Annotated in this window: 21 protein-coding genes and 4 pseudogenes; 13 read left to right on the plus strand and 12 right to left on the minus strand. The window is 71.1% G+C overall.

The genetic code is table 11. The features are described 5' to 3' along the window. Positions 1-62: 62 nt before the first annotated feature. The gene (locus BLW57_RS01075; protein ID WP_093471465.1) at positions 63-413 is read right to left on the minus strand and encodes a ribosomal protein L7/L12; all 351 of its coding nucleotides are present in this window, start codon (positions 411-413) and stop codon (positions 63-65) included. 57 nt (positions 414-470) lie between these two features. On the opposite strand from BLW57_RS01075, the gene BLW57_RS01080 reads away from it, so the two are divergent. Continuing rightward, positions 471-1,331: an alpha/beta fold hydrolase gene (locus BLW57_RS01080; protein WP_256339324.1), complete on the plus strand. Its 861-nt coding sequence runs from the start codon at positions 471-473 to the stop codon at positions 1,329-1,331. Between the two features lie 395 nt (positions 1,332-1,726). Here the strand turns inward: BLW57_RS01080 and BLW57_RS01085 are convergent, their stop codons facing one another. The 6 genes from BLW57_RS01085 to BLW57_RS01110 all read right to left on the minus strand — a co-directional run bounded on the left by BLW57_RS01085 (position 1,727) and on the right by BLW57_RS01110 (position 11,219). Beyond that, the gene (locus BLW57_RS01085; RefSeq protein WP_093471467.1) at positions 1,727-2,410 is read right to left on the minus strand and encodes a TetR/AcrR family transcriptional regulator; all 684 of its coding nucleotides are present in this window, start codon (positions 2,408-2,410) and stop codon (positions 1,727-1,729) included. A gap of 74 nt (positions 2,411-2,484) precedes the next feature. Beyond that, positions 2,485-4,200 (minus strand): allophanate hydrolase, encoded by a 1,716-nt coding sequence (locus BLW57_RS01090; protein ID WP_093471468.1) that lies wholly within the window; start codon positions 4,198-4,200, stop codon positions 2,485-2,487. Positions 4,201-4,205: 5 nt separating this feature from the next. After that, positions 4,206-7,799 carry an urea carboxylase gene (uca, locus tag BLW57_RS01095; protein WP_093471470.1) on the minus strand — a complete coding sequence of 1,198 codons (3,594 nt, stop codon included), beginning with the start codon at positions 7,797-7,799 and terminating at the stop codon, positions 4,206-4,208. Continuing rightward, positions 7,796-8,623, minus strand: coding sequence for an urea amidolyase associated protein UAAP2 (locus BLW57_RS01100; RefSeq protein ID WP_093471471.1), 828 nt, complete (start codon positions 8,621-8,623; stop codon positions 7,796-7,798). Before BLW57_RS01100 ends, uca begins: the two co-directional genes overlap by 4 nt. A 1-nt stretch (position 8,624) precedes the next feature. Beyond that, on the minus strand, positions 8,625-9,536 hold the full coding sequence (locus BLW57_RS01105; protein ID WP_093471473.1) for an urea amidolyase associated protein UAAP1: 912 nt from the start codon (positions 9,534-9,536) through the stop codon (positions 8,625-8,627). 78 nt (positions 9,537-9,614) lie between these two features. Next, positions 9,615-11,219, minus strand: coding sequence for an amino acid permease (locus BLW57_RS01110; RefSeq protein WP_093471474.1), 1,605 nt, complete (start codon positions 11,217-11,219; stop codon positions 9,615-9,617). Positions 11,220-11,778: 559 nt separating this feature from the next. Here BLW57_RS01110 and BLW57_RS40355 point away from each other — a divergent pair. After that, positions 11,779-11,871: pseudogene (locus tag BLW57_RS40355) on the plus strand (IS5/IS1182 family transposase); the annotation flags it as partial. Between the two features lie 33 nt (positions 11,872-11,904). Here the strand turns inward: BLW57_RS40355 and BLW57_RS41130 are convergent. Both BLW57_RS41130 and BLW57_RS01115 read right to left on the minus strand, forming a co-directional pair. Continuing rightward, on the minus strand, positions 11,905-12,075 hold the full coding sequence (locus BLW57_RS41130; RefSeq protein WP_176985394.1) for a hypothetical protein: 171 nt from the start codon (positions 12,073-12,075) through the stop codon (positions 11,905-11,907). Between the two features lie 307 nt (positions 12,076-12,382). Further along, the gene (locus BLW57_RS01115; protein WP_143051560.1) at positions 12,383-12,781 is read right to left on the minus strand and encodes a hypothetical protein; all 399 of its coding nucleotides are present in this window, start codon (positions 12,779-12,781) and stop codon (positions 12,383-12,385) included. A 604-nt stretch (positions 12,782-13,385) separates the two neighbouring features. Between BLW57_RS01115 and BLW57_RS01120 the strand changes: the two genes are divergently transcribed. From BLW57_RS01120 to BLW57_RS01150, 4 genes are all read left to right on the plus strand, one after another. Further along, positions 13,386-13,748: a DUF1304 domain-containing protein gene (locus BLW57_RS01120; protein WP_055496002.1), complete on the plus strand. Its 363-nt coding sequence runs from the start codon at positions 13,386-13,388 to the stop codon at positions 13,746-13,748. After that, complete coding sequence (locus BLW57_RS01125) at positions 13,745-14,308, plus strand: TetR family transcriptional regulator (protein ID WP_093471477.1); 564 nt, start codon at positions 13,745-13,747, stop codon at positions 14,306-14,308. The genes BLW57_RS01120 and BLW57_RS01125 overlap by 4 nt, the downstream gene beginning before the upstream one ends. Positions 14,309-16,029: 1,721 nt before the next feature. Continuing rightward, positions 16,030-16,275 (plus strand): hypothetical protein, encoded by a 246-nt coding sequence (locus BLW57_RS01145; RefSeq protein ID WP_093471482.1) that lies wholly within the window; start codon positions 16,030-16,032, stop codon positions 16,273-16,275. A gap of 181 nt (positions 16,276-16,456) precedes the next feature. After that, positions 16,457-17,035, plus strand: coding sequence for a hypothetical protein (locus BLW57_RS01150; protein WP_093471483.1), 579 nt, complete (start codon positions 16,457-16,459; stop codon positions 17,033-17,035). A 213-nt stretch (positions 17,036-17,248) separates the two neighbouring features. Here BLW57_RS01150 and BLW57_RS41990 read toward each other — a convergent pair whose 3' ends face one another. Then, positions 17,249-17,377, minus strand: a complete 129-nt coding sequence (locus BLW57_RS41990) for a hypothetical protein (protein ID WP_256339325.1) — start codon at positions 17,375-17,377, stop codon at positions 17,249-17,251. A gap of 350 nt (positions 17,378-17,727) precedes the next feature. Between BLW57_RS41990 and BLW57_RS01155 the strand changes: the two are divergent. Further along, positions 17,728-18,693: pseudogene (locus BLW57_RS01155) on the plus strand (helix-turn-helix transcriptional regulator). Positions 18,694-20,550: 1,857 nt separating this feature from the next. Here the strand turns inward: BLW57_RS01155 and BLW57_RS01165 are convergent. After that, the gene (locus BLW57_RS01165; RefSeq protein WP_093471485.1) at positions 20,551-22,008 is read right to left on the minus strand and encodes an NF041680 family putative transposase; all 1,458 of its coding nucleotides are present in this window, start codon (positions 22,006-22,008) and stop codon (positions 20,551-20,553) included. Positions 22,009-22,191: 183 nt separating this feature from the next. Between BLW57_RS01165 and BLW57_RS01170 the strand changes: the two are divergent. Continuing rightward, positions 22,192-22,824 (plus strand): annotated as a pseudogene (locus BLW57_RS01170) (transposase); the annotation flags it as partial. Between the two features lie 604 nt (positions 22,825-23,428). After that, complete coding sequence (locus BLW57_RS01175; protein WP_218138102.1) at positions 23,429-23,707, plus strand: hypothetical protein; 279 nt, start codon at positions 23,429-23,431, stop codon at positions 23,705-23,707. Between the two features lie 22 nt (positions 23,708-23,729). Here the strand turns inward: BLW57_RS01175 and BLW57_RS01180 are convergent, their stop codons facing one another. Then, complete coding sequence (locus tag BLW57_RS01180) at positions 23,730-24,236, minus strand: ArsI/CadI family heavy metal resistance metalloenzyme (protein WP_093471486.1); 507 nt, start codon at positions 24,234-24,236, stop codon at positions 23,730-23,732. Positions 24,237-24,325: 89 nt separating this feature from the next. On the opposite strand from BLW57_RS01180, the gene BLW57_RS01185 reads away from it, so the two are divergent. The 4 genes and pseudogenes from BLW57_RS01185 (at position 24,326) to BLW57_RS01200 (ending at position 26,379) form a co-directional block, all read left to right on the plus strand. Beyond that, entirely contained in the window at positions 24,326-24,703 is a 378-nt protein-coding gene (locus BLW57_RS01185) for an ArsR/SmtB family transcription factor (protein WP_256339326.1), read from the plus strand. After that, positions 24,700-25,476, plus strand: coding sequence for an aquaporin (locus BLW57_RS01190; protein ID WP_093471489.1), 777 nt, complete (start codon positions 24,700-24,702; stop codon positions 25,474-25,476). Before BLW57_RS01185 ends, BLW57_RS01190 begins: the two co-directional genes overlap by 4 nt. Then, entirely contained in the window at positions 25,473-25,892 is a 420-nt protein-coding gene (locus BLW57_RS01195) for an arsenate reductase ArsC (RefSeq protein WP_093471491.1), read from the plus strand. Before BLW57_RS01190 ends, BLW57_RS01195 begins: the two co-directional genes overlap by 4 nt. A gap of 29 nt (positions 25,893-25,921) precedes the next feature. Beyond that, positions 25,922-26,379 (plus strand): annotated as a pseudogene (locus BLW57_RS01200) (N-acetyltransferase family protein). The last annotated feature ends 251 nt before the right edge of the window (positions 26,380-26,630 follow it).

Below are 26,630 nucleotides of genomic sequence, written 5' to 3' on the forward strand. Positions count from 1 at the left end.
CAGCACGGTCGAGTCGGTACTCAGGTGCACGAGAACTCCATCCCACGAGGTGATGGCCGGGCTCAGCCGATGGCGTCTTCGACGTTCTCCGCCTTGCCCACCGACGACGGATTACTCGCCCGGCAGGCTGCGGCAGGCCACCATCGCCCCGCGCACGACGCCGGATCGAGAGGACCGCCCACTGTCGCGACAGTGCGCTCCCACCAGTCGCACTCAACCGTCGCGTGGACGCCCGCCTCCGCGAGAACCCCGGCCGCGTCCCTTGCGGCCTCGAGCCATACGGGGCCCGTGCCCGTCACCGGTGCGCCGTCGAGCAGCACCTTGCTTTTGGCGAGGCTGAGGCCGGTGACCGTCCGGACCGCACGAACCGCATCCGTCCTGCGGTCCCCTGTCTTGGAGCTGCTGCGCGTCACGGGCCCCCTCGGGCCGACGGACGAGGCCGGGCCAGCCCCATCCTCTCTTGAGACCCCATGGTCAGCGGCAGGATCTCTCCGGTCACCGGCCACTACGTCACCCTCGACGTGGAGGACGCACAGTACAGCGTGTTCTACCTGGAGAACGGGCAGGGCACGCCTCTGGTGTGCCAGCACACCGCGGGCTGCCACAACCACCAGTGGCGGGGCCTCCTCGAGGACGAGGAGATCACCGGCCGCTACCGGGTGATCGCCTACGACCTCGCCCGGCACGGCAAGTCGGACCCGCCGTCGAACCAGGAGTGGTGGAAGGAGGAGTACCGGCTCACCGCGGACCACTTCACGTCCTTCATCGTCGCCTTCTGCGACGCCCTCGAACTGCAGGACCCGATCTTCATGGGTTCCTCGTTCGGGGGGGAACGTGGCCCTGCAACTCGCCCTGCGGTACCCGGACCGGTTCAAAGCGGTGATCCCCGTCGAGGGCGCGGACTACTCACCCGGCTTCCACCTCGACTGGTGGCAGCATCCCCACGCCAATGCCGCCCAGGTGTGCGCCAGCGGCGTGTGGGACCTCATGGCACCGCAGTCCCCGGAGCAGGACCGCTGGGCCACCCGCTTCTACTACACCCGGGGATCGGAGGAGTTCAGGGGCGACCTGTACTGCTACTCCGTCGACACGATCTGAGGGACCGGCTGGACGACATCGACGGCGACCGGTGTCCCGTGATCATGCCGACCGGCGAGTACGACTACCTCACCACCCCCAAGGACGGGCGCCGGACCGCAGAGGCCATCCGCGGAGCGGAGTTCATCGAGATGAAGGAGATCGGCCACTTCCCGATGAGCGAGAACTACCCGCGCTCCGCTCAATACCTGGGGCAGGCCCTGGAGCGGATCGAGAAGCGGACCGGCTCCTGAGGCCACGGCGTACGTCCGTGCGTCCCGCGCACACGGTCGCACGCGTGCCGGCCGGCCACTTCAACGGCTGGTCACCCCTCCGAGACCCGGACGTCAGCGAGGGCGCCGAAGGAGCGCGAACCGCGTGCCGTCCGGGTCCGTCACCTGGGCCACGCGTCCGTGGGCCCCATCGTGGGCCGGTACGCGGACCCGGCCGCCGAGGTGCGTGCGTGGCCGCGGCCGGTACGCTCGTCGTGGCCGTGATCCTCCCCCGCGGCCGTGTGCTGACGGAGGCCGTCCCGGCTCAGGCCGAGCACGGCGAGACGCCGCTCATCGCCGACCAGGCTTGAACTCCGGAGGGGGTGGCGCGGGCGTCCGCGACGACGAGCGGGGCCATGCGCAGGGTGAGTCAGCCGTCAGTCGGAAGCGTTCAGCAGTTCCTCAGCCCGGTCCCTGGCCGCGGCCACCTCTCGCTCGGCGAGGCCGCACAGCCGCAGGCACGACGACGCGATGGCGTCCGTGTCGGCCGGTTCCGGCTCACGGGAGTGCCGTATCTGGATGACGACCTCCACGAGCTGGATCAGCAGTTCGCCGATCCGTTCGGCGGGCATGCTCCGCGCGACGTCCCCGGTCGCCGCCAGGGCGCCGAGGGCGCCGTAGTTCGCCTGGAGTCGGCCCCGTTCGGCGCGGAAGGTGTCGAACCGTTCGGTCCGCACCTCCGGCAGCAGATAGAGCGTGCCGATGTTGTAGGTGGTGCCGGCGAGGGTGCGTACGTCCAGGGCGGCCACCGCGTAGAGGGCGGCGGCCGGCTCGGCCCGCTCGGGCACCAGCGCCCGGATCCGCTCCACCATCCGCAGACTGGGCCGTACGGATGTGGCCAGCAGCTCGGCGAGGATGTCCTCCTTGGTGGCGAAGTGGTAGTAGAGCGAGGCCTGGCGGATGCCGACCCGTTCGGCGATCGTGCGGGTGCTGGTGCCGGCGATTCCGCGTTCGACGAAGAGAGCCCCGGCGACGTCGAGGATCTGTTCACGGGCGGAGGTGCCGGGGTCGGACGGCGGCGTGTGCCGGGGCCTGCCTTGACGGGGACGCGTCGTCGTCATGGGCCCATCCTGCCACCCCGGTGCCAGGCACTCGGCCGGGGCCGGCAGGAAGACGGCTGCTGCGCCGCCGTCGCTCACGAGGAGGCCGTGTACGCCCGCCAGCCGCCGAAGCGGGTGATGTCGGGCGCGCTCTCGACGGCGTACGGCTCGACGAGGAAGCCGCTGACCTGCCGCCCGTCCGCCAGTTCCACGGTGCCGATGGTCATCGGCGGGGGGACGGCGGCGGTGAACGTTGCGAAGCCCGCCGCCGGAAGCCGCCAGACCTCGCCCTCGATGCCCGTCAGGGCCAGGTCGCCCTTCCCGGAGCCGCGCGCGGCCTCGGCGCTTCGCCCGGTGCCGGCGCCCTGCCCGGCCGGGGCGACCCGGACCAGGCCCGGCCGGGGAGGGTCGGTGGGCAGGGCGTACAGCCGGTAGCCGGCGGCCGTGCGCACCGGGCCCACCAGCGTGCCGCCCGCCTGCACCACCTGGGCGTTGAGCGGCTGCCCGGTGAGATGGGCGCCGACCACGAACAGGTCGAGCCCCGGGTTGGCGAACCGCTCGGCCAGGACGGCCAGGGCGCGGTCGGAGAAGGCCGGCCCGGTGAACATCACGCCGAACGGCAGGCCGTCCGCGAACCCCGCGGGTACGGCGAGCGAGGCGCAGTCCAGCAGGTTCGCGAAGTTGGTGAAACGGCCCAGCCGGGCATTGGCGCCGACCGGGTCGGCCGCCACCTGAGCGAGGGTGGGGTGCCAGGTGGTGGTCGGGGTCAGCAGCGCCGTACAGCCGTCGAGAAGGGCGCGTCCGGCGGAGCCCAGCGCGGCGAGGCGCGCGGTGTCGGCTGCCCAGTCGGCGGCCGTCTTCTCCCGGCCGGCCAGCACGAGGGCGGCGACGGTCGGATCGAGGTCCGTGCCGATCAGGTCGCGGTGCTGTTCCAGATGCGCGCCGACGGCGGCGTACCGCTCGGCGACGAACGCGCCGCCGTACAGCAGGTCCGCGGCCTGGAGCAGCGGGGTGATGTCGGTCTCGACGATCTCCGCCCCGGTGCTCGCCAGCCGGGTGACCGCGGCGGCGAAGGCCTCGCGCCAGCCGTCGGCCATGTCCTGGAGGTGCTGGGGGGCCGGGACGGCGATCCGCGGGCGGGCGGGGGGCGGCGGGAGCGGGGCGCCGGTGCGCGAGAGCGGGTCGGACGGGTCCGGGCCCTCGATCGACTCGGCTGCGGTGCGGGCGAGTCGCAGGTCGCGGGCGAAGACGCTCACGCAGTCGAGGGTGTAGCAGGCGGGGACCACACCGGTCACGGGCACGAGTCCCTTGGTGGGCTTGACGCCGACGATGCCGTTGAGGGCGGCGGGCACCCGCCCGGAGCCGGCCGTGTCGGTGCCGAGTGCGAGGTCGGCGATGCCGAGTGCGACCGCGACGGCGGAGCCGGAGGACGAGCCGCCCGAGACGCGGTCCGTGGCCCAGGCGTTGCGCACCGCGCCGTACGGGCTGCGGGTGCCGACGAGGCCGGTGGCGAACTGGTCCAGGTTGGTCTTGCCGAGGACCACCGCGCCGGCCGCGCGCAGCCGCGCGACCGCGGGCGCGTCGGCCCGCGGCACGTACACGTACGACGGCGCGCCCGCTGTGGTGGGGAGCCCGGCCACGTCGATGTTGTCCTTGACGGCGACGGTCAGGCCGGCCAGCGGCAGCGCCGGGTCGATACCGTCCGCCTCGGCGAGTGCCTGCCCGCGGGGCCTGAGGTGGATCCAGATCTCGGGTCGGCCGGCGTTCACGGCGCGGTCGTAGGCGGCTGCCACGCGTGCGGCCGGTGTCATGACGCTCATGCTCGCACCGCCGCGAGGATCTGGCCGGGCGCGACCTGTTCACCGGGCTTGACGTAGATCTGCAGCAGGGTTCCGGCGGCGGGGGCGTGCACCTTCGACTCCATTTTCATCGCCTCCAGGGAGAGGATCGGATCGCCGTCGGCCAGGGTGGCGCCGGGTTCCGCGGTGATCTGCCAGACGGTTGCGGTGAACGGCGCGGTGACCGGGACCGCGCCGTCCGGGACGGTGACGGCGGTGGGTGCGGTCGCGGGTGCCGGATCGTCGTCGCGGTCGAACTCGCCGGCCGTCCGCCAGCGCTGCCTCTCGGCCTCGAACGCGGCGTTCTGCCGCTGCCGGAAGGCGGCGATCGAGTCGGCCTCGGCGGTCAGGAAGGCGTGGTGCTCGGCGATGGAGAAGGTGCCCTCCTCGACCGGGAAGTCACCGCGGCCGGCATCGGTCTCGGCGCGCAGTTCGAGCAGTTCCTCCGCGGTGACGGGGTACCACTCGATGCGGTCGAAGAAGCGCAGCGCCCAGGGGGAGTCCTGGAACAGGCCGCCCTTGCGGAACCGGTTCCAGACCTGCACGGTGCGGCCGACGAACTGGTATCCGCCGGGTCCCTCCATGCCGTAGACGCACAGGTAGGCGCCGCCGATGCCGACGGAGTTCTCCGCGGTCCAGGTGCGGGCCGGGTTGTACTTGGTGGTCACCAGGCGGTGGCGTGGGTCCAGGGGGGTGGCCACGGGAGCGCCGAGGTACACGTCGCCGAGTCCGAGCACCAGGTAGGAGGCGTCGAAGACGGTGCGGTAGACGTCGTCGGCGGTCTGAAGGCCGTTGATACGGCGGATGAACTCGATGTTCCAGGGGCACCAGGGGGCGTCGTCGCGCACCCCGGCCATGTACCGCTCGATGGCCAGCCGGGTCGCCGGATCGTCCCAGCTGAGCGGCAGCCGCACCGTACGGGAGGGCACCACCAGTTCGTTGGTCGGCGGGACCTCTTCCTCCAGTTCCCGCAGCAGTGCGGTCAGGTCACGGGCCCGCAGCCGGCGGGGGTCGGTGTGGATCTGGAGGGAGCGGATGCCCGGGGTGATGTCGACGACGCCGTCGGGCGCGTGCGCGGCCAGGGTCTCCTGCAGGGCGTGCACCCGCATGCGCAGGCCGAGGTCGAGCACCATGGGGCCGTACTCGACCAGGACGTTGTCGTCGCCGTCCCGGCGGTAGGTGACGGCCGGCCGGGCGTCGGTGGCCTCCAGCCGGCCCAGCACCCCGTCGTCACCGTCACCGCCGGAGCTGGTCAGCGCGGGGAAGGCGCGGTGGTCGTCGAGGCCGGCCGCGTCGGCTTCCTTGACCGGTACGAAGCGGACGGTGTCACCCGGCCGGAGCTGGCCGAGCTTCCACAGGTCGCCGCTGGCGACCACGGCCGGGCACACGAACCCGCCGAGGGACGGCCCGTCGGGGCCCAGGACGATCGGGGTGTCCCCGGTGAAGTCCAGCGCACCCACCGCGTACGGGGTGTCGTGGATGTTGGAGGGGTGCAGTCCGGCCTCGCCGCCGTCCTGGCGGGCCCACCGGGGTTTCGGCCCGGTCAGGCGGATGCCGGTGCGGGCCGAGTTGTGGTGCACCTGGTAGTCGGTGGCGTAGAGGGTGTCGACGTCCTCGCGGGTGAAGAACTCCGGTGCCGCATGCGGGCCTTCGGTCACCCCGATCCGCCAGTGCGAGACGATCGCGGGCCGTCGCCCGGGCGGGGTCGGGCGGCCGTCCGTGGCCGGGCCGGTGCCGGGCCGCAGGACGTCCCCGGCGCGCAGCGCCCGCCCGCCGTGGCCGCCGAAACCGCCGAGAGTGAACGTCGAGGCGCTGCCGAGGTACGCGGGCACGTCGATGCCGCCCCGGACGGCCACATAGCTGCGCAGTCCGGGCCCCTGGCACGTGCCGAGGACCAGGGTGGCGCCGGCCGGCACCGGCACCGGTCCCCACCGGGCCACCGGGGTGCCGTCCACCGTCACCGGGACGGGGGCGCCGGTGACGGCGACCACGGTGGCGTGTGAGAAGCGCAGGGTCAGCCCGCCCGCGGTGACCTCCAGGCCCGGTGCCGTCTCCGGGTTTCCGGCGGCGAGGTTGGCCTCGGCGAACGAGACGGCGTCGAACGGCCCGCTCGGCGGCACGCCCACGTGCCAGTGGCCGAGCCGGCCGGGCAGGTCCTGCACGGTGGTCAAAGGGCCCGGCACCAGCACGTCGATGCGCGGCTCGGGGTCGTGGGCGGTGTCGAGCGTGCTGGTGCTGTGCACCGCCTCGCGCACCTCATCCCGCGCGGTCAGCGCGCGCAGCAGACCCAGGTTGGTGACGATGCCGTCCACCCGGCTCGCGTCCAGGGCCCGGCCGAGCAGATCGAACGCGGCGTCCCGGCCGGCGCCCCTGGCGATCACTTTGGCGAGCATCGGGTCGTAGTACGGCGAGATCTCCAGACCGGTTTCGGCGAAGCCGTCGACGCGGACGCCGGGCAGGGCGTCCGCGCCCTCGCCGGGAAAGACCGCCCGGGTGATCAGGCCCGAGGAGGGCAGCGAGGCCTTGCCGGGGTCCTCGGCGTAGACGCGGGCCTCCACGGCGTGCCCGGCGGGCGCCCATTCCCGCTCGAACACCGTGTCGTCGACCGTGCCGTCACGGGCCAGCAACAGCATGAGCTCGACGAGGTCGACACCGTACGCCTCCTCCGTCACCGGGTGCTCCACCTGGAGGCGGGTATTGACCTCCAGGAAGGCGGCCTCCTCGCGCACGGGGTCGTAGACGAACTCCACGGTGCCCGCGCCCCGGTAGCCGACCGAGGCGAGCAGCCGGCGCGACGAGTCGTGCAGCAGGGCGCGCACCGCCGCGGGCAGCGCCGGGGCCGGGGCCTCCTCGATCACCTTCTGGTTGCGGCGCTGCAACGAGCAGTCGCGGTCGCCGAGCACGGCGATCCGGCCGGTGCCGTCACCGAAGACCTGCACTTCGACATGGCGTGCGGGGCGCACCAGGCGCTCCAGGAACACACCTGCGGAGCCGAAGTGGGACTCGGCGAGCGCCGCGACCCGCGCGAAGGCCTCGCGTACTTCGCCGTCCGTCGCACATGCCTGCATGCCGATGCCGCCGCCCCCGCCGGTGGCCTTGACCATCACCGGCAGCCCGATCGAAGCGGCGGCCGTGACGGCCTCCTCGGCGCTCGCCAGCAGCTCCGTCCCGGCCAGCAGCGGCACCCCGGCGGCCTTGGCCAGGGCTCGCGCGGTGTGCTTCTCCCCGAAGGCGGTGATCTGGTCGGCGGTCGGCCCGGCGAACCTGAGGCCCGCCTGCTCCACGGCACGCGCGAAGGCGGTGTTCTCGGAGAGGAAGCCGTAGCCGGGGTGGACGATCCCGGCGTCGTGGGCGAGCGCGGCCTCGATGATCGCGTCGCCACGCAGGTACGACTCGCGGGCGGGTGCCGGGCCCAAGTGGACCGCGTGGTCGGCCTCGCGAACATGCGCGGCGGCCCGGTCGGCGTCGGAGAAGACGGCGACGGTGGCGAGCCCCATCCTCCTGGCGGTACGGATCACGCGGCGCGCTATCTCACCGCGGTTGGCGACGAGTACGGCGGTGGGACGGATCATGCGGCTCCCTCCGCGGTGCCGGCGTCCTGCGCGGACCGTGCGCCGGCGGCGGCTTGCGCGGGCCGTGCGCCGGCGGCGGCCGGTGCCGGGTCCACGACGAGCATCCGCAGCGGGGTCGGGTTGAAGTCGTTGCACGGGTTGTTCATCTGCGGGCAGTTGGAGACCAGCACCAGGACGTCCGTCTCGGCGCGCACCGCGACACGGCGGCCCGGCGCCGACATGCCGTCCACGATGCCCAGCGCGCCGTCCGCCTCGACGGGCACGTTCATGAACCAGTTGAGGTTGGAGACGAGGTCCCGCACCCCGAGACCGCGCCGACCGGCCTCGGCGAGGAAGTTCTCCCGGCAGCCGTGCTGGAACATCACGTGGTGGCCGTAGCGCAGGGTGTTGGACTCCTTGCCGCAGGCGCCGCCGATGGTGTCCTGGCGGTCGATCTCGTTGGCGACGACGGTCATCAGCGCCCGGCCCTCGTTGCTGCGCAGCACGGTGCCGGTGCGCACATAGGCATTGCCCTGCCAGGCCAGGGTGTCGGGGACGCTGTAGCGCTCCTCGGGATCGTGGGCGTCGTAGAGCAGGCAGTCGGCCGACTGGTTGCCGCCCACGTCGACGATCGTCAGGACGTGCCCCCGGCGCACCACCGCCGACCAGGGCGCGGTGGGGGCCACCGTCTCATCGAGGACGACGGCGCCCTCGACCAGGCTCGCCGCCCGGTCCAGGCGGGTGCCCTTCGCGTGGATCGCGCCGACGGGGACGGTGGAGGCGACGATGCCGCCCGAGACGGTCGGGTGGGTGACCGGTGTGTTCCCGGTCGGTGTGGTCGCCATGTCACAGCCCCCTGGCTTCGCAGTAGTCGACGGTGTTGAGATACGCCCGGTGCAACTCCGGGGTGGTGGTGAAGCGCGGCTCGCCGGGACCCGTCGGGGCGCCGCGCCAGGCGTGTACCCGCAGGGGGCCCACGACGTAGTCCGGGCGTGGGTCCAGCGGGTGGGTGACGTTGGCGACCAGCACCAACAGGGGCATTTCTGCGACGAGTTCGACATGTGTGCCCGGTCCGGCGCTGCCCTGCCAGCCGAGGGTGCCGTCCGCCTCGACGCGCACGCCCTGGAACATGGACACGCTGGGTGGCAGGTCGCGCCGGCCCAGGCCGTGCTTGGCGGCCGCCTTGAGGAAGAGCCCACGGCCCGACGGTGACGGGCCCTCGGGGCGGGCGTCACCGTACTTGCGCTCGTTCCAGGCATCGGTCGTGGTTCCGCAGAAGGCGTCGTGCCGGCCGGAGGAGTCGGCGCTGACGACGGCCAGGACCCGGCCGTCACCGGAGAGCAGAGGATGGTTCTCGCTCAGGTAGGCCTGCCAGGGCACCTTTTGGGTGTCGGCGACGTTGAGCCGCTCGACCGGTTCCAGGGCGTTGAAGAGCAGCAGGTGGGCGCAGGCGTCACCGGTCGGGTCGTCGAAGCGCAGCCGGGTGCCGCGGGCGAGCACTTTGTGGCTGTAGCCGCCGGGCGCCACCGTCTCGGCCCACACCAGGGCGGCCGGGTCCACTCCCGGCGGACGGTACGGGCTGCCGGACGCCGGAAGGTACGGCATCCACTCCCCCGGCCGCCCGCCCTGGGCACGGGCGTCGTGCCGGGCGCTGCGGACACTGTCGGTCGAACGCAGATCACGGGTGCGGGCGGTGACCCGCCCGGTCGGGCGCCGGCCGTGCGGCGTGCCGGCCGTCGAACTGTCCGCGGTGGTCATGGATTTCCCCTCGTCCCTTCGTCGGTGCGTGGTCGGTGTCGCTGCTCGCGTCGCCGGGCCCTCGGGCGGGCTGGGCCCTCAGGCGGGCTCGGCGACGGCTGCGGCCTCGCGGGGCGGCTCGGTATGCGTGTGCGGCACGTGCCGCAGCTCGATCCGGCGGTGCAGCCGGCGGCCCAGGAAGTAGCCGGCACCGACGGCGAGGCTGAGCCCGATGAACAGCAGGGCGCTCCAGCGCAGCCACCAGGTGCCGCCGGTGAGGTCGTAGATCTCCGCACGCGGCCAGATGAGATTGACCGTCATGCCGGCCTGGTAGAGCACCGCGACCGCGTTGACCGCCACTGCCCACCGGCCCAGCGAGAAAAGGGGCCGCCCGGTCTCGTCGACACCCGCTGGGAGCCCCCCGGCGGCCCGCCACCGCAGACGGCTGACCAACAGCGGCACAGTCACACCCAGGTAGGCCAGGTACAGCAGAGCGATGCAGAGGCTAGAGAGCGCGGTGAAGATCGCCGACTGGTGGATGTTCACGAGGAGCGCGGCGGCGGCCCCGGCGCCCACCACGATCGACGTGGTGACCGGTGTGCCGGTGCGGGCCGAGACCTTCGCAAGGTGCCGGTGGAAGGGCAGGGCGCCCTCGCGCGCCATGGAGTACATCATCCGCGCCCCGGAGGTCTGCACCGCCAGCGTGCAGGCGAACACCGCGACCGCCACACAGCACAGCAGCAGCCGGCCCACGACCCCGCCGAGCCGGTCGGTGAGCACCCAGGACAGTCCGCCCGCGGCCAGCTTGCCGTCGGTCAGGCTGCCCGCCGCCATCAGCCCCGACAGGATCAGCAGGGCCCCGCCGACTCCCGAGGTGATCAGCGCCCGCAGGATGGTCCGGGGAACGGTGCGGCGCGGGATGTGGGTCTCCTCCGCCAGCTCGCCCACCGAGTCGAAGCCGACCATGACGTACGCCGCCATCAATGAGGAGGCGAGAAAGGCTCCGGCATAACCGCTCTGCCCGGCCGAGCCGGTGTGGTGGAGCACCACCTGTGGCCCCCGCTCGGGCAGGAAGAACAGCACCAGGACGAGCGCGATCACGCCGATGATCTCGACCGTGACGCCGAAGCTGGTGGCGGCGGCCATGTGGCGGATACCCAGGATGTTCACCGCCGTGGTAACCACCAGCAGCAGGCAGCCCAGCAGGACCGCGTTGCGCGCGCCGGTCGCTGAGCCGACCGAGGGATCGGCGCCCGGCCCCCCGGCGATCTGGAAGCCCGACCAGATGCCCGGCAGGACCGCCTGAGCGGCGATCGCGGCCGCCGCGACGGTGAGGATCTGCCCGATGATCATGATCCAGCCGAAGAACCAGCCCGCCGTGGTACCGGCCAGCCGGCTCGACCACTGGTAGATCGCCCCCGAAATGGGCCAGCGCGCCGCTAGCTCGGCGAAGCAGAGCGCGACCAGCAACTGGCCCGCGAAGACCAGCGGCCACGTCCAGAAGAACGACGCGCCGCCGAGGCCGAAGCCGAGCCCGAACAACTGGAAGACGGTGGTGAGAATCGACACGAAGGAGAAGCCCGCGGCGAAGGACGCGAAGCCGCCCACTCCGCGCCGGAGTTCCTGCTGATAGCCGAGGGGAGCGGTCCTGGTTGTGGCGCCGCCGTGCTGACTCTGCCCTGGGGGGAGTTGGGGCCGGCTCATCACCGCACCTCCGATCGATCGACGGATACCTGTCACCTGACAGGTATGGCGATCGTCGGCGGGACCGGTCTCACGCCCGGGTCGGGGGAGTTAACTTCGTGTATCCGCAGCCACGAGAGCGCCCCGCCATGGTCTTCGCGGTCCTGCAGGAGGGCCGCCGACCCCCGGGCCCGGCATGACTGTCGCCCCCTGTGCCGCTGGTGCGTCCGCTGCCACTCCCCGCTCTCGGCGAAGGCGTGGGCCGGGGCCTGGGGCGGGCCTCAGCGGCCGGCCTCGCCACCGCCTGGCAGAGGCGACCCGGCTCACCCGGTGGTAACTGCTTGACGAAATGGCCGAGTCGAGCACGCCGAGCCGCCCCGTGAAGGCCGGGCACGGGGGTCGGGCCGGCAGACCGGCAGCAGCCGATGCGCGGGTACGACGCGGTCAGGCACATCACCGGCCGGCGGGCCCCTGAGCCGACGCCCACCTCGCCCTGAACGGTGTCACCCTCTGGTAGCCCCCCGACGGCGAGCCGGTCTCCCTGGCCGGTGTGATCCTCCAGTCCGCGGGCCAGGTCCGGAAGAACTGGAAGATCCTGCGCGACTGCCGCCAACGGGGCGACGGCCTCCATCACGCCGTCGCCACCATGCACAACCTCGCCATGGCACGGTGAAACAGCTGGCCGAAACACCACTCAGCCCCGCCCTCACCAAGCCTTCCCCGAGCGGAGGCTCGCCGTGGCGCGGTCCGCGTGGAACGCGACTCCGTAGGCCCGGCCGAACCGGTTGGCCTCCATGACCGCCACCGACTCGATCTGCTCCGCGTTCAGGCGCAGCGACCAGCGGTTGCCGGGCCGGTCGAAATACGCGGCGCGCATCCGTTCCGTCAGGCCGCCGGCACCCGCAGCAGCGCTCCGACCCTGAGGCACAAGCGCAGCGCGTCCCTCTCCGAGGGGCGTAGCTCGACCAGTGTCTCGCCCTCGGCATGCGCTGGACCTGCCTGTGAGCAGGCCCAGCGGTCCAGGCGCCAACCGGCACCTCGACGCGAAGGCCCGCAAGCAGTCCAGCGGGCGCATCGTCCACGAGTCGGCCATGACGTCGGCGGCGGCCTCCAAGTAGCCCCGCCGCCGCCCGAAGTCGAAGGACGCACTCCGCTTGGCAGGGTGCCTCCTTGAGCGGTGCAGCTCAGTCGGCGTCAGCGCAGTCCTGCTGCACCCCGGAACTCTCGGCCGCGAGCTGCTCGACGATCGCGTCCTCGCCATCCTTGCCCTGCGCAACCGCGAGGCCAATCGGGCCAGATCCGTCGGTGTAGTGCTTGACGAAGATCGCGTACAGCGGCGTCTGATGGACCGCGTTCTTATCCATAAACGTCTGGAGCATCGATCGGGTCTTGTCGTCCACCGGCTTCTGATCCTCACGCCACTTGGCAGCGAGAACTCCCATGATCTCGCGGGTACAACTCAGCGTCGGCGAGTTGGCGGCCTGCGCGGCCCCCGCCCCAGCGCCATCGGACTTGCCATGGCCACTGGAACAGCCTGCCACCAGCAGCACGGCAGCCAGCGACAGCCACAGCCTCTTCTGCATCTTTCCCCCAGCCCTGTCGCGCGACGCGCGGAGCCACATCCTGCCGCACGTTCAGCGGCCGCGCGGCCGATCAGCGGTACTGCCTCAGGAGCATGCCCAATGCGCCGATCTTGGCGCCGGTGTCCGGCTCACCCGCACCCTGCTCTTCTGACAGTTCCCTGACGGGGTGGAGCAGGACGCCGAGGCCGGGGTGCGCCTTGCTGTAGAGCAGGACCTTGCGGTGCCGGTCGCGGGGGAGGCTGGGCGGGCAGTGACACAGCCACCGCCGGCCTGGCCGGATCCGCTGGTCTGCGGGCCTTCGCTCTATTCGGCGTCGTTCAACTAGGCCTGGCCGTCGTCCATGCTCTGGCCCGCTATGCCGACACGCCAGCACCTCGCCTTCCGCAAGGAGCTCCGGCAGGTCGCCAAGCAGCTCCCAGTACCGGACCGCGCTCTTCTACTGCGCGACCTCGCCCGGTTCCCGATGGCGGTTGTCAGTCGTGCTGTCACCAGGTCACGGCGAGGCCGGCCGGAAGGGCCCCCGGGGGTGGCGGGGCCCGGTGATTTCTTGGACAGGTGTCCAGCTATCCTGGACACCTGTCCAAGAAGGGAGAGCTCGCTGCTCATGGAAATCGTGGCGAACGTGCTGGTCGGCCTGGTGGCCGTGTTGCACATGTACATCCTGGTGCTGGAGATGTTCCTGTGGCAGCGGAAGCCGGGGCGGGGGCTGCACGGGTTCGACCCGGAGACGGCCCGAGCGACCGCTCCGCTGGCCGCCAACCAGGGCCTCTACAACGGCTTCCTCGCGGCCGGACTGGTGTGGGGGCTTCTCGCCGCCGACCCGACCGGCTTCCGGGTCCAGGTGTTCTTCCTGTCCTGTGTGGTGGTGGCGGGCGTATTCGGCGCCACCACGGCCAACCGCCGCATCCTGTTCGCCCAGGCGCTGCCCGGCGCGCTCGCGCTGGCCGCCGTCCTCGCCGCACGATGAGCCGGGCGCCGCACGAGGACCCGAGGGCGGCGCGCACCCGCGCCAGGCTGCGCGCCGCCCTGCTCGCCGAGTGCGCCGAGCGACCGCCGGCGGAGGTCGCCGTGGCCGCGCTGGCGCGCCGGGCCGGGGTGGGCCGGGCCACGTTCTATGTGCACTACGACGGCATCGAGGCGCTGGCGGTCGACGCGTGCGCGGACGTCGTACGGCAGGCGGTGGACGCGCTGCACGCCTGGCGGGGGCGGCCCGATCCGGTCCACGCCCCGCCCGCGCTGCGGGAGTTCTTCACCGGTCTGTCCCCGCACGCGGCCCTGTACCGGTCGCTGCTCGCGCCGGGCGGCGGCGGGCCGCTCGGCCGGGTGCTGCACCGGGACCTGCGGGCCCGCAGCCTCGAGGAGCGCGAACTGGCCGGCGCGGCTGACGCCCCGCTGGTCGCGTCGGCGGTGGCGGCGACCTTCGCGGGTGTCCTCGCGGACTGGCTGCACGGACTGCTGCGGGCCGCGCCGGAGGAAGTCGCGGACCAGGTCTGGCAGTTGCTGGTCGCACTGCACCGGAGCCGGTGACCGGTCACTTGCAGGCGACCTCCCGCGCCGCCCGGGGCCAGGCCTCCACTCCGGAGGACGTGCGGACGTAGGCGGTGTCCCGGTCTCCGTCAGCCACAGGTGCCGGTCACGGTACCCGGTGTCGCGGACGCCCGCGGGCATGCGGACCTGCTTGCGGTACGGCGCGCTGAGCAGCCCGTCACGGGCGAGCACACCCTCGGAGATCACAAAGGCGATGGAAGAAGACGGCGACACGGCCTACGGTCCGTCCAATAGGTCGCCATTTCGCAGCAATCGCCCTGTAGCCCATGCTGATCATGGCGTGGCAGGATCGACCACAGTCGGTCACCGTTCGAGATCATCGACGTGAGCGAGGTCAAGCCCGAAGATGTGGGCACGCTGAGCCTGCGCTACGTGGACGGAACGCCCGTGCTCGTCGTCAACGGAGGAACGGCTATCCCACCTCGCGGTCGCGAACGCGGAGGGGGCGCTCGTGGCGTCGTACGCCATCAGTCCGGTAGCCGCCACCGAGCCAGCCGTCCAGACCAAACAGAACGTGTTCGAACTCGGCACTGACTGGGCAATCACGGATCCGCTCCACGCTCTGGCCGCAGTCCAACATTCCAATACTGAAGCGGACGGCTCGTAGAGCCATCTGTTGTAGCGCCGCCCCGGTCCGAGCCACTCAAAGCCCGTGCCGGGGCGTTCGCCTCCTGGCCCTCGGCCTGTCCCCGGGCCGGGCGGAGCTGATCCTCGGTATCCGCGGTGCCGCGGCGTGGCGGGGAGACGATCCGACGTTCGCCGCCGCCTGCGACGCGGTCAGCGCCGCCTCACCCCCAGGCGCGGGCAGCAGGGTCATCCGGCTGACTTCCCAGCGCGTGGCCCGTTTCCTTGAGGAACTGGCAAGCCGGGCACCACCGTCATCGCGGCCGCCGTGGAGTGGGCGTGATCTCCGCTGTCCAGGCGTAGCGCCGGACTGTGCGAGGCCCGGGGCTCTCGAAATTCGAGGCCCGGGGTTGCGCTGGAGAACGTCGACCGGGAGCTGCGGGAGGAGATCGGCGCGGCGCCGGACGCACTCACCCACGCACCACCGCGTGCCCGCTCGGCGAGCCAGTAGACGGTGCAAGCGCCGAACGACCGGATCGCCGAGGCGCGCCACCCCTCGCGCAGCTCAGGCAGCGACAACGGCACTGCGCGCTTGGGCGGGTGCGTCGAGTCGGCGGCGTGAGAGGCCAGCGCGTAGGAGGCACGCTCCCCCGACCGGCCAGTGCCAGGTGAAAAAAGTCTGCACTCGACCCGAACATCCGGCCGGGTTTCCCCCATAACCGTAGTACCAGGAATTCGACGCCCAGGACCACAAGCGATTGGCCCGGACCACGTGGTCCGGGCCTTCGACATGCCTCGGACCTTTCTTGCCGGCCGCTGCTGTCCAAGCTCCGGCTTCCAGCCCCAGGGGGTGAAGAAGCCGATCTCGGCAGGACGTGACGCAAGCTCTCGAAAAACCAGAACTCGACTCGGAGGTAGTACCGGTGATCCCCCGCCAGACGACCGAGGGAACGTCCGCACCGATCGCGGATACGCTGGATACGCCCACCCTGGGCCGGGCCGAGACCCCCCAGGGACGCTCTCAGGCAGAGAGCCGGAGCAGGACCGCCCACCGCGAGGCGTGCACCACCCCCACGCGGACGACACCACCACAGGTGTCCGCCGTCTCTGCTCCTCCGCCTCGTAGGAGACGCCCGATGCCTCGGGACCAGCACTCCCCCGCATCCGCACACCCTGATCCGCCCAGCACGCCCGGGCCACCGCCCGCCAGAAAACCGCCGCTCCTGTCACAGCGCACCGCGCTGATCCTCTTCATAGCCGTCGTCGGCGGCATCGGTGTCGGGCTGACCTTCCTGTCCGAGAAGTCCTACCCCACGGCGTATCTCGCCGGGATCGGCGGAGCTGCGGCCTGCACGGCAGGGCTGCACCAACTGATCGAGTAACCGGGGGCCGGGCCAGTCGATCGAGGTCCGCTTCGGCGCCAGCCGGGCCGAGGCCGTCGACGTCGGGGTTGTACTCGGCTTCAGGGGCGGGCGGGTGGGCAGGTGTGCGGCCAAGAGGAGGGCGTCGGGCTCACGTGGGTGGGGGCGGGACGTTGTCGGTGGCGGCCGGTACGTTGCGATCATGGGTGTCTATGTGGTGAGTGTCGCCGCGCAGGACTGGTCGCGGCCGGGGGAGGACGGATACGGGGACGTCGCCGCCGCGCTGAACACCGAGCTGGAGCGGCGCGCGCTGCCCCCTTACGAGCTGCGGCAGGCCGCACGGGAGGCGCCGGGCTGGTTCGAGGAGAAGGTCAGCCAGCCCATGGACGGCTTCGTGGCACTGTGCAGGACGCGGCTGACCGACGCGGAGCTGTCGACCCTCCTCGACTGGAGCGTGCTGGTGCCGTTCACGCTGGAGGAGGAGATCGTGCTCCCCGTCGGCACCGCCTACTCCGGCGAGGAGACAGCGGTCGCCGGGGCCCCTCAAGTGCTCGCCCTGGCCGAGCGGCTGGCCGACGCCGTCGCACTGCCCGTGGACGCGATGCCGGCGGGCGACAACCTCGCACTGAGCCTGTGGTTCCTGCAGGGCGGGGCGGAGTGGACCGCCCGGGTGCGGCCAGGAGCGTGGGTCGAGGACCGGGACGCGGCCTTCTACGTGGCGCTCTACCTGCGCGCCGCGCAGTACTCCCTGCGATACGGCTGCCCGATGACCTACTCCTGAGGCACGGCGGCGGCCCGACCGGCCGGAGCGGCCGTATACGGGTCCAGGGACGGGTCCGGGCCGGGGGCCGCGTCCGCCACGCGCCCCACCTGAACACCGCCGCGCTGCGTCGCTCCCGCGAACCCAGCGGCAGCGCTGATCGGAACACCCCCGCGGGCGCGGGGAGCACCCGCTGTGGTGGTTAGCAGCCGAGGCTTGGTTCGATGTGAGGCCTTACGACCGCATCCAGTCGGCGAAGGCGTCGACCAGGCCCGTGTAGAACCTCTCGCCGGGCACCGATGCCGGGTTCTTGCTGGCGCCGTAGAACGCAACGTTGGTACAGCTCCTCCATGTGCCAGTCATGATCCAAGATCAGGTAGACGGCAGCTCGCCGCCCCGTCATTCCACGGTCTGCGAGAGCCTGGCCGGCCTGCCGCGCGGGAGCCAGCAGGCCAGGAGCTCCCTCACACCGCCTCACCGCGCCTCCACACCAACTTGATCAGCCCAGGCCAACCCACCCACTTCTGATCACACCAACCGCACCTGGACACAGCGGCTCTCCGCTATCGGCATGCGGTGGGCGTAGTTCGGGTGCCCTGCCAATAACGTCCGCAACAACGGCCCCCTCGACCCGGTCAGCCTGTAACCGCGCCCTCGCCCCGGCCGTGCGGGAGGTGTGCCGCTCCCGCACGCTTGGCATCCTGACGGCGGTGGTGGCTGCCTGGCCCTACCGGGGCCAGGCAGCCACCACCGCGACCGGCCACAATTGTCGTACGAGCACAGCGATCAATCTGGGCGAGTTCCTCCGCACCCGCCGCTCCCTCCTGCACCTCGAAGACGTCGCCCTGCCGGATTTCGGAGGCCGACGCCGGGGTGCGGGCCTGCGCCGCGAGGAGATTGCCCAGCTCGCCGGAGTGAGCGTCGACTACTACACCCGGATGGAACAGGGCCGCGTGCCCAACCCCTCGGGCGCGGTACTCGACGCTCTCGCCCGCGCACTGCGGCTGGACGGGGACGCCGCCCGGCACCTGCACCGCCTCGCCCGGCCGCAGTCCTCCGCCCGACACGTTCGCCGGCGCCAAGCCCGGCCACAACGCGTGCGCCCGATGCTCCAGCGGCTACTGGACGATCTGGTGGGCACACCGGCAATAGTGATGGGCCGGCGCATGGACATCCTGGCCTGGAATACGGCAGCGTGCGCCCTGTTCGGCGATTACGCAGCCCTGGACCGAGCCGAGCGCAACATCGCCCGCATCACCTTCCTCGACGAGACGTCCCGCGAGCTCTATGCGGACTGAACCTCCTGCGCCCGCGAGAACGTGGCCTACCTCCACTTGGAAGCAGGACGACACCCCGAGGACCCCCGGTTGGCGAACCTGATCGGCGAACTGTCGATGAAGAGCGAGGACTTCCGCCGCTGGTGGGCCGAGAACCCGGTTCAGGACAAGACCTCGGGGACCAAGCGATTCCACCACCCGGTGGTCGGCGATCTGGAACTGGCCTACGAGACCCTGCGCCCAGCGGATGACCCCAAGCAGGCGCTGATCACGTATGCCGCCGAGCCTGGCAGCGCATCGCACGACGCCCTGCGGATGCTGCTGGCTTGGGCCAACGAGGCCCCTTCCCCAGTGCCGGCTGCGCTGACAGACAGCCAACCCTGCCGTCCGGTCGGCCGCTGAACGAGCCTTGGCGCCGCCTGCCGTGGGCGGGGCGGTAGATCCGCGCCCACGGTCCAAGCCCCGCCGGGTCAGCTTCCACTCGGCGCGCTCAAGCTGCTTGAGGCCCCCGCCAGCACCCAGTAAAAAGCGCCGCAACCATGTCCGGCAGCGGTTTTCCCGGAGCTCTGCTCCCCGCCTGTGATCAGGATGGACGAGGTGCGGTTGTTGATCCCGCCGCTGAGGCTCGGTGCGTCCTTGGTGAGTTAGAGGCTTTCACCGTCGAAGTCGCGGCCGTCGAACAAGGTGACCGCCCACCCTTCGGGGACGGAGCCGACGCTCCCTCGGACGATTCCTCTTCCATCCGTCCCAGGTGCTTGTCGCTGTCCGGCGCGGCAGGGTGCTTTCCAGCTCCGCCAGGGCTCTCGCCTCCCACGCCACACCAATCTGGCGAATCGAAACAGGCAAGCCGGTCATTGCGATGTGAATGTTGATCAGATTCCCTCTAAGCGGAGATACCGCAGGGGCGGGCAAGCCGCGTACATGCGTCAGTTGGGCGCACAGTACGCGATGGCATAACCAGTCTCGGTTTCACCGCTGTAGGGGTTGTCGACGAAGACCTCCCAGGTGTCACCCGGCGTGTTAGTCGTGTTCCGCGCAGACCTGCCAGCGATGGGCCCGAAGCTGAGATTGTGGCCGCCGGAGATCGCTGTCTGGCCGGCCGGACAAACAGCCCTGCTGATCCCGAAGCTGCCTGGCGCCACACTCACCGTAGGTCCCGCCACCTCCGTGGTGCTGACGGCAGGACCCGTCGCGCCGGTAGCTCCCGCGGCGCCCGTCGCTCCCGTAGCGCCGGTCGCTCCCGTACCACTGCCGGCGGGCCCGGTCGCACCAGTCGGCCCCGTCGCACCGGTCGCACCTGTTGCTCCCGTGGCGCCGGTCGCTCCCGTACCACTGCCGGCGGGTCCCGTCGCGCCAGTCGGCCCCGTCGCGCCGGTCGCACCGGTCGCACCGGTCGCACCGGTCGGGCCCTGGCATTCCTCGCCACCGACGACCTGAGAACCCCGGAGCGACTGCACGATATCGTGGACTTTGGCTTTGATCTTGCTGCTCATGCAGTGACCGTCGTCGCCGTAGCCGTCCGTGGCGGTCGTGTGATTGGTGACAGACTGCGCCGCGGCAGCAGCCGGGCTCACCACCCCGGCCGCCAACACCAGTGCAAGCGACGCCACCATTCCAGCCCTTTTGCATCGCTTGCGCGCAATGGGCCCAAGTCGCGAAGTCGTCCTGAGTGCAGGATTCATCGAGTACTCCTCGTTCCGCCAACTTCGGGTGAATCCCGAATGCAAGAACGAGGTTGGACTATGAGCTTCTGGTCGGCCTCTCTTTCTGGGAGAACCCGCCGCATCGTCCACTCATTGGACTAACTTGGAACTCCGATGGGGCGTTCATGGCCGACCGCGATGTTGGCACTCCGACCCATGAATTCCTCACTTGACGCTCGATCGCCCACAGGGCGTTCTGCAGCGTGATGCGTTCAAGGCGCGGAAGCTCCAGCACGTAGGCCGGTCAGCGCGAATTCCCTGTTCGCAAGGACACGCCCACGTTCGCCCTGCGGCAACGTCCCCCGGTCCAGGAGGGCTTCGCAGCATTGTAGCGATTCGCTATATTCGCCCATCCGACAGGATGATACGGCCAGCTGGTCCAGCGCCCGCCAGTCGTAAGTCGTACCTGTTCCACGAACAGAATGTCGTCAGGCCTGGGGGTGTCTTGCGCAAGGAGCGGCCTGTGAAAGAGACCTCTCGGGCCGAGTGGTCTCAGCACTTCCATGACGGCCGCGGGTTCCGGCAGCTGGGCGGCCCTGCTCGCCTAACTTGATCTTTAACCTGTGCGGCGGGGCTTCGGGGTGGTTGTCTTCTTCTTTGGTCGTTTTGCTGGTTGTGTTTTCTTGGGTGTGTGCACGTCGTGGCGGGGTGCGGGACGGGTGTTTTTCCGGCCTGGTGGCCGGCCGGGACCGGGGCGGGTGGGTTTCGGTGCTCTGGCCGGGCAGGCGGCCTGTGGGCGGATGTGCCGGAAGTCGCGGCGGACTCGGGCGGGAGTGAGCCTGTCCGGAGGGCTGGGTTTCTCCCAGGGACGGCGCCGGTCGGCGGCGAGTGGGCGGGCGAGACGTAGTTGGGTGTAGGCGGCGAGGATCAGCCAGGTCCAGCGGTCGGCGGCCTCGGGTGTGCGGATCTTCGGTGCGGTCCAGCCGAGGGTCTGTTTGAGCAGGCGGAAGGTATGTTCGATGTCGAAGCGTCGCAGGTAGGCCTGCCAGAGACGGTCGGCGTCCGCCGCAGTGGCGTCGGTGCCCGACCACCACAGCCAGACCGGCTTCGGTGTTGCTCCGCTGGGCAGGCGGTCGATGTCCAGGCGGATCACCGTCCCTTCGACGACTGGGAGGGTGCCGTCGGCGACTGCCCAGGAAGAGCGATGGGTGAGCCTGGGGTGCAGCCGGTCCCAGGAGCGGGCTCTGGCGGTGCCGTATAGACGTGTGTCGGTGACAGTCTCGGTGTCCGGGATGCCCCAGGTGTCGGGCTGGCCGAAGACGAACTCGCTGCCGTGCCGGGGTGGCCGGCCCTGAGTGTGAGGCTGCCGGGGCGGGACGGCCCGCCGCAGGACACGGTCCGAGCGCATCCGGGCCAGCACCTGCACCGGCAGGTCCCTGAGCAGGAACGCGAGACGGGGTGCGTCGTAGCCGGCGTCGGCGATGAGGAGGATCTTCGGATCGCCTTCCTGCCATTGGCCTGCCCTGATCAGCGTCTCGAGCAGTTCGCGCAGCTGCCGGGCGGTGACGGTGGCGGTGTCGTCCCCGGGTGCCAGGCGCAATGCGTCCAGCGGCGCGGTCCAGGAGCTGCGGCCCGGTTCGAGTGCGCAGATGATCGAGTACGGCCAGCCGGGAACCGGAATGTGCTGGTCTTTGCCCCGGCCGTAGGTGTGACACAGGATCCGTTGCGGTGAGGTGTGGGCACTGGGGCGCAGCCAGCAGGTGATGTCGACGGCCAGGACCAGCCGGCCGTCGACGGCCCGTGGCAGGGGCACCGAGGCCAGCACCCTCCGCAGCCGGTCGGTATCGACCCGGCCGCGGGCGACGGCTGAGTAGAGTCCGCCATGGCCGCGGCGGTGTTCGCCGACCAGCGACAGCTCGGGCAGTGACCTCACCGGCCCGTCGCCGCACAGGACAGCATCAGCCAGCTCGAACAATGCATCCGAACGAGCGGTGAGACAGGAGTAGAACTCGCCCCGGAAGCATGACAGTTGCTCCAAAGCATCTCGTCGCGTGTCGCGATGCAGCAGACTCATCCCCACGGCCTTCGTTCTGAAGATGTGTGTTCCTTGGTCGGAGCACATGTTCAGACGAAGGCCGCTTCCGCGTACGGCGGATACCGGACCGAGTGATCAAGTTCGACGCACCATTCGACGTCGGACGTTAAAGATCAAGCTAAAGGTTGTCCCGTAACCCGTGGGCCGGATGATCCGAAGTGGATCGAGCCGTTCTCCGGGTTGTCCGAGGTGCAGTTCGCCAGGCTGGTGGCACTGGTACGGCGCCGTGGCGGTGACGTTCAGCGCGGCCGTCCCTGGCGGCTGCCGCTGGAGGACCGGGTGCTGCTGGTGGCGACGTACTGGCGCACGAACCTGACATTGCGGCAGGTAGCGCCGCTGTTCGGAGTCTCGAAGTCCGCCGCCGACCGCATCCTCGATCACCTCGCACCCCTGCTGGCCATCTCACCGGCTCGCCGGCCGCGCAAGGACACCGTCTACATCGTCGACGGCACCCTGGTTCCTACCCGCGACCGCACCATCGCTGCGTCCAGCAAGAACTACCGCTACTCCACCAATCTGCAGGTCGTCGTCGACGCCAACAGCCGCCTGGTCGTGGCGATCGGACTGCCGCTGCCAGGCAGCCGCAACGACTGCCGGGCGTTCACGGAGTCCGGCGTCGACCGGGCCTGCCGCGGCGCACCGACTATCGCCGACGGCGGCTACCAGGGCACCGGCCTGCTCATCCCGCACCGCAAACGGCGTGGTAAGGAGAATCTCCGCCCGCAGCAGGAGGCGGAGAATGCTGTCCACCGACGGGCACGGGCACGGGTGGAACCTGCACTGTCCCGGCTGAAGAACTCTGTCGTGAGAGGAACACGCGGACCTCTTGGAAGCACGGCGGCGGGTGCCTCGGGGCTCGCCGCCAGCACGCTCGTCCAAGAGCTCGGTCATCCCATCAGAGGTCTGGGCCCGGGCGTGATCGGTGGTGGTGATCAGCGCAGGGCTGGTGACGTACCGTTCCCAGCGGTGCAGCCAGTGGGTGTACCCGTCCCTCGCCGGTTCTAGGCATGCCGCGCCATCTGCGCCGGGCCAGCGCCCCCGACGGCATGCTGACACAGCGCGGCGGCCGATGGCACCTGACGACCGTAGCGCGTCTGCTTTCTCCGGAGGCCCGGGAAAAATGCGACCACAGTCGGCCAGGGCACGGACGGAGCGGAAGGAGCAGCAGCGCCGGGACCAGGCAGCTCACCTGGTGTCCCAGCGTGAACGCTCAACTCAGCGAAGCTTGCCGCGGCCTCCGCCCGGGGCCGGCGCGGCACGACGCCCGCCAGTCGGCCGGCGCCCGAGGCGTGCCCGGCGCGGTTCGCCCTCCACGCCAGCTGCCCGCCGTGTCCTGGTCACTGAGGATCCCGCGTCCATCGGGGCGCTGACCATCGTCGCGCTCGCGGCGGAGGCGCAGGTGCTGCGCAAAGCGCTCACCCTGCGCCATCCGGATCTGAGGAACGCCTTCTACGACCAGGTCCGCGCCCGCGGCCAGACGCCGGACAGCGAGAAGCGGCTGCGTCGGCAGGTCCGCAAGCTCAAGGAGTTGCGGGCCGCCGACGCCGAAGAGATCGCCCAGCTGAAGGCCGACGTCGAGGCGCTGGTCGGCGCCCAGCACCAGGCCACGGTGGAGAACAGTCACCTGCGCCAGCAGCTCACCGACCGGCATTCGGTCGTGCGTATGCTTCCGGCGTAGATGCCGCCCGGAACGTAGCCGGTCAGCTTGCGCAGGCGCACCCGGCGGCGGCCTTCGCCTCCGCCGGGCTCTGCGCGGGGTCGAGGGCCTGCTCCTGGGGAGTGCAGCAGGCGGTGGTGCCGCAGCAGGCGTCCGGGGCGGCGTCGGCCTTCTCCAGGGTGTCGGCGTCAGCCTTGACCACGTACACCTCCCACGGCTCCTTGCCCGGGCCGGTCACCCACACCTTGTCCTGCAGCGCGTAGCAGCAGGAGGTGTCGTTCTCCTCGAACGTGGCCAGGCCCGATTCCTTCAGCCGGGTCGTGGCGGCGTTGACGTCCTCCGTGCCGGCGACCTCGACACCGAGGTGGTCCAGGCGGGTCTCCTCACCGGCCGCGCCCTCGATGAGGACCAGCTTCAGCGGCGGCTTGGTGACGGCGAAGTTGGCGTAGCCCTCGCGCCGCTTGGCGGGCTCGGTGCCGAACAGCTTGGAGTAGAAGGCGATCGAGCCTTCCAGGTCGGCGACGCGCAGGGCGAGCTGGACTCGGGACATGGCGGTCTCCCATCCGGGACGATGCTGTATCGACGACTGTCGATACAGCCGAGGTTGCCACCTGAATAGACATCCGTCAACATAGAGGTATGTCGAACCAAGCTGATCTGCCGGTACTCGGGCAGGACGAGGCGTGCTGCGCCCCGATGGTCCGCGAACCACTGGGCGAAGCGGATGCGGCCGAGCTGTCGCGGATGTTCAAGGCTCTGTCGGACCCGATCCGGCTGCGGCTGCTGTCCCTGATCGCCTCCCACGAAGGCGGGGAGGCGTGCGTGTGCGACCTGATCGGCCCGTTCGACGTGTCCCAGCCGACCATCTCCCACCACCTGAAGGTGCTGCGCGAGGCCGGGCTGGTCGGCTCCGAGCGGCGGGGGACCTGGGTGTACTACTGGGTGCTCCCCGAGGCCTTGGCCAGGCTGTCCACCCTCCTTGAGACACCGGGTGCGCCCGTGAAGGCGTCCGCGTGAGCGCGCCGGCCCCTCTCGCGCGGCGGGCAGCAGCGGAGGCCGTCGGCACGGCGGCGCTGGTGGCCGTGGTGGTCGGCTCCGGGATCCAGGCAACCGAGCTGACGCGCGATGTCGGCGTGCAGCTGCTGGCCAACTCCCTGGCGACCGTCTTCGGCCTGGGCGTGCTCATCGCCCTGCTCGGCTCCGTCTCCGGGGCGCACTTCAACCCCGCCGTGACGCTGGCCGCCTGGTTCGCCGGGCGCCGTACCGGCGACGGCCCCAGCCCGCAGGAGGTGGCCGCGTACGTGCTCGCCCAGATCACCGGGGCGATCGGCGGTGCGGTCCTCGCGGACGCCATGTTCGCCCGGCCGCTGGCCCAGTGGTCGACGCACGACCGCTCCACGGGACATCTGTGGCTGGGCGAAGTGGTCGCCACCGCGGGACTGGTCTGGCTGATCTTCGGGCTGGCGCGCGGTGGCCGCGCGCACCTGGCACCGGTCGCGGTCGCCTCCTACATCGGTGCCGCCTACTGGTTCACCTCCTCCACCAGCTTCGCCAATCCGGCGGTGACCATCGGCCGGGCCTTCACCGACACGTTCGCCGGCATCGCCCCCGCCTCCGTGGCACCGTTCCTCGCCGCCCAGCTCGCCGGCGCCGCCGCCGGCTTGGCCTTGGTCGCCGTGACCTTCGGCCGCCAAACGCCGGTACCCGGGGACGAGGTTGTCGTCCCGCACGGCGAGCAGCAGCTCTCCGCCCCCGCCCGACCTGCCGAAGAAAGCACCGTGTCCTCATGACCACTCCCGCCGCCCCGTCCGTGCTGTTCGTTTGCGTGCACAACGCCGGCCGGTCCCAGATGGCCGCCGCCTTCCTCACCCATCTCGCAGGCGACAAGGTCCAGGTCCGCTCCGCCGGCTCCGCCCCCGCCGACGCCGTGAACCCCGCCGTGGTGGAGGCCATGAAGGAGAGCGGCATCGACATCTCCGCCGAGACCCCGAAGGTCCTCACCGTCGAGGCGGTCCAGGCCTCCGACGTGGTCATCACGATGGGCTGCGGGGACGCCTGCCCCTACTTCCCGGGCAAGCGGTACCTGGACTGGAAGCTGGACGACCCCGCCGGACAGGGAGTCCAGGCCGTCCGGCCGATCCGCGACGAGATCGAGCGGCGCATCCGCGGCCTGCTCGCCGAACTCGGAATCGAGCCGGCGTCGTGAGCACAGCCACCGGCGTCCGTGTCGCGGCGATGCAGCCCGAGCACGCCGCGGCCGTGCTCTCGATCTACCAACTCGGCATCGACGAGCACAACGCCACCTTCGAGACCACGGCTCCGACCTGGGATGCCTTCGATGCGGCCAAGCTGCGCGAGCACCGCCTCGTGGCCCTCGATGACGACGACCAGGTGGTGGGCTGGGCAGCGGTGGTACCGGTGTCCGACCGGTGCGCGTACGCCGGGGTCGTCGAGCACTCCGTCTACGTCCATCCCGGCGCCCGCGGCCGCGGTGTCGGCTCGGCGCCCTGATCGACTCCACCGAGGCCGCCGGCATCTGGACGATCCAGTCCGGCATCTTCCCCGAAAACACCGCCAGCCTGACCTTGCACGAGCGGGCCGGGTTCCGGGTCATCGGTACGCGCGAGCGCATCGGCCAGCACGACGGTCAGTGGCGCGACGTGGTCCTGGTCGAACGCCGCAGCCCGGGCTGATCTCGTAGCGCAGGGAGTCGAGGCCGATCACGACCTCCACCGGCATCGTGGCGGCGAACGTGGTCTGGCCCGATGCGGCGGGGCCGATCGCGACGAGGAGGGTGCCGGGCGTCGGCTGCTGACAAAGGCGAAGACCGACGCACCCGGTGGGCGCACGCCCTATCGGGGAAACGATCACGGCGGGTCTCCAACCCGTCCAAGACGGCGCACCCACGCCGCACATCAGACACGCGCCGGCCCCGCGTAGCCCC

It is taken from the genome of Streptomyces sp. 1222.5 (assembly GCF_900105245.1).
GTDB lineage: Bacteria > Actinomycetota > Actinomycetes > Streptomycetales > Streptomycetaceae > Streptomyces > Streptomyces albidocamelliae.

Coding starts and splice junctions, on each gene's coding strand:
- BLW57_RS01080 (WP_256339324.1), top strand. CDS start 471: ATGGTCAGCGGCAGGATCTCTCCGGTCACCGGCCACTACGTCACCCTC.
- BLW57_RS01085 (WP_093471467.1), bottom strand. CDS start 2,410: ATGACGACGACGCGTCCCCGTCAAGGCAGGCCCCGGCACACGCCGCCG.
- BLW57_RS01090 (WP_093471468.1), bottom strand. CDS start 4,200: ATGACACCGGCCGCACGCGTGGCAGCCGCCTACGACCGCGCCGTGAAC.
- uca (WP_093471470.1), bottom strand. CDS start 7,799: ATGATCCGTCCCACCGCCGTACTCGTCGCCAACCGCGGTGAGATAGCG.
- BLW57_RS01100 (WP_093471471.1), bottom strand. CDS start 8,623: ATGGCGACCACACCGACCGGGAACACACCGGTCACCCACCCGACCGTC.
- BLW57_RS01105 (WP_093471473.1), bottom strand. CDS start 9,536: ATGACCACCGCGGACAGTTCGACGGCCGGCACGCCGCACGGCCGGCGC.
- BLW57_RS01110 (WP_093471474.1), bottom strand. CDS start 11,219: ATGAGCCGGCCCCAACTCCCCCCAGGGCAGAGTCAGCACGGCGGCGCC.
- BLW57_RS41130 (WP_176985394.1), bottom strand. CDS start 12,075: ATGCGCGCCGCGTATTTCGACCGGCCCGGCAACCGCTGGTCGCTGCGC.
- BLW57_RS01115 (WP_143051560.1), bottom strand. CDS start 12,781: ATGCAGAAGAGGCTGTGGCTGTCGCTGGCTGCCGTGCTGCTGGTGGCA.
- BLW57_RS01120 (WP_055496002.1), top strand. CDS start 13,386: ATGGAAATCGTGGCGAACGTGCTGGTCGGCCTGGTGGCCGTGTTGCAC.
- BLW57_RS01125 (WP_093471477.1), top strand. CDS start 13,745: ATGAGCCGGGCGCCGCACGAGGACCCGAGGGCGGCGCGCACCCGCGCC.
- BLW57_RS01145 (WP_093471482.1), top strand. CDS start 16,030: ATGCCTCGGGACCAGCACTCCCCCGCATCCGCACACCCTGATCCGCCC.
- BLW57_RS01150 (WP_093471483.1), top strand. CDS start 16,457: ATGGGTGTCTATGTGGTGAGTGTCGCCGCGCAGGACTGGTCGCGGCCG.
- BLW57_RS41990 (WP_256339325.1), bottom strand. CDS start 17,377: ATGACTGGCACATGGAGGAGCTGTACCAACGTTGCGTTCTACGGCGCC.
- BLW57_RS01165 (WP_093471485.1), bottom strand. CDS start 22,008: ATGAGTCTGCTGCATCGCGACACGCGACGAGATGCTTTGGAGCAACTG.
- BLW57_RS01180 (WP_093471486.1), bottom strand. CDS start 24,236: ATGTCCCGAGTCCAGCTCGCCCTGCGCGTCGCCGACCTGGAAGGCTCG.
- BLW57_RS01185 (WP_256339326.1), top strand. CDS start 24,326: ATGTCGAACCAAGCTGATCTGCCGGTACTCGGGCAGGACGAGGCGTGC.
- BLW57_RS01195 (WP_093471491.1), top strand. CDS start 25,473: ATGACCACTCCCGCCGCCCCGTCCGTGCTGTTCGTTTGCGTGCACAAC.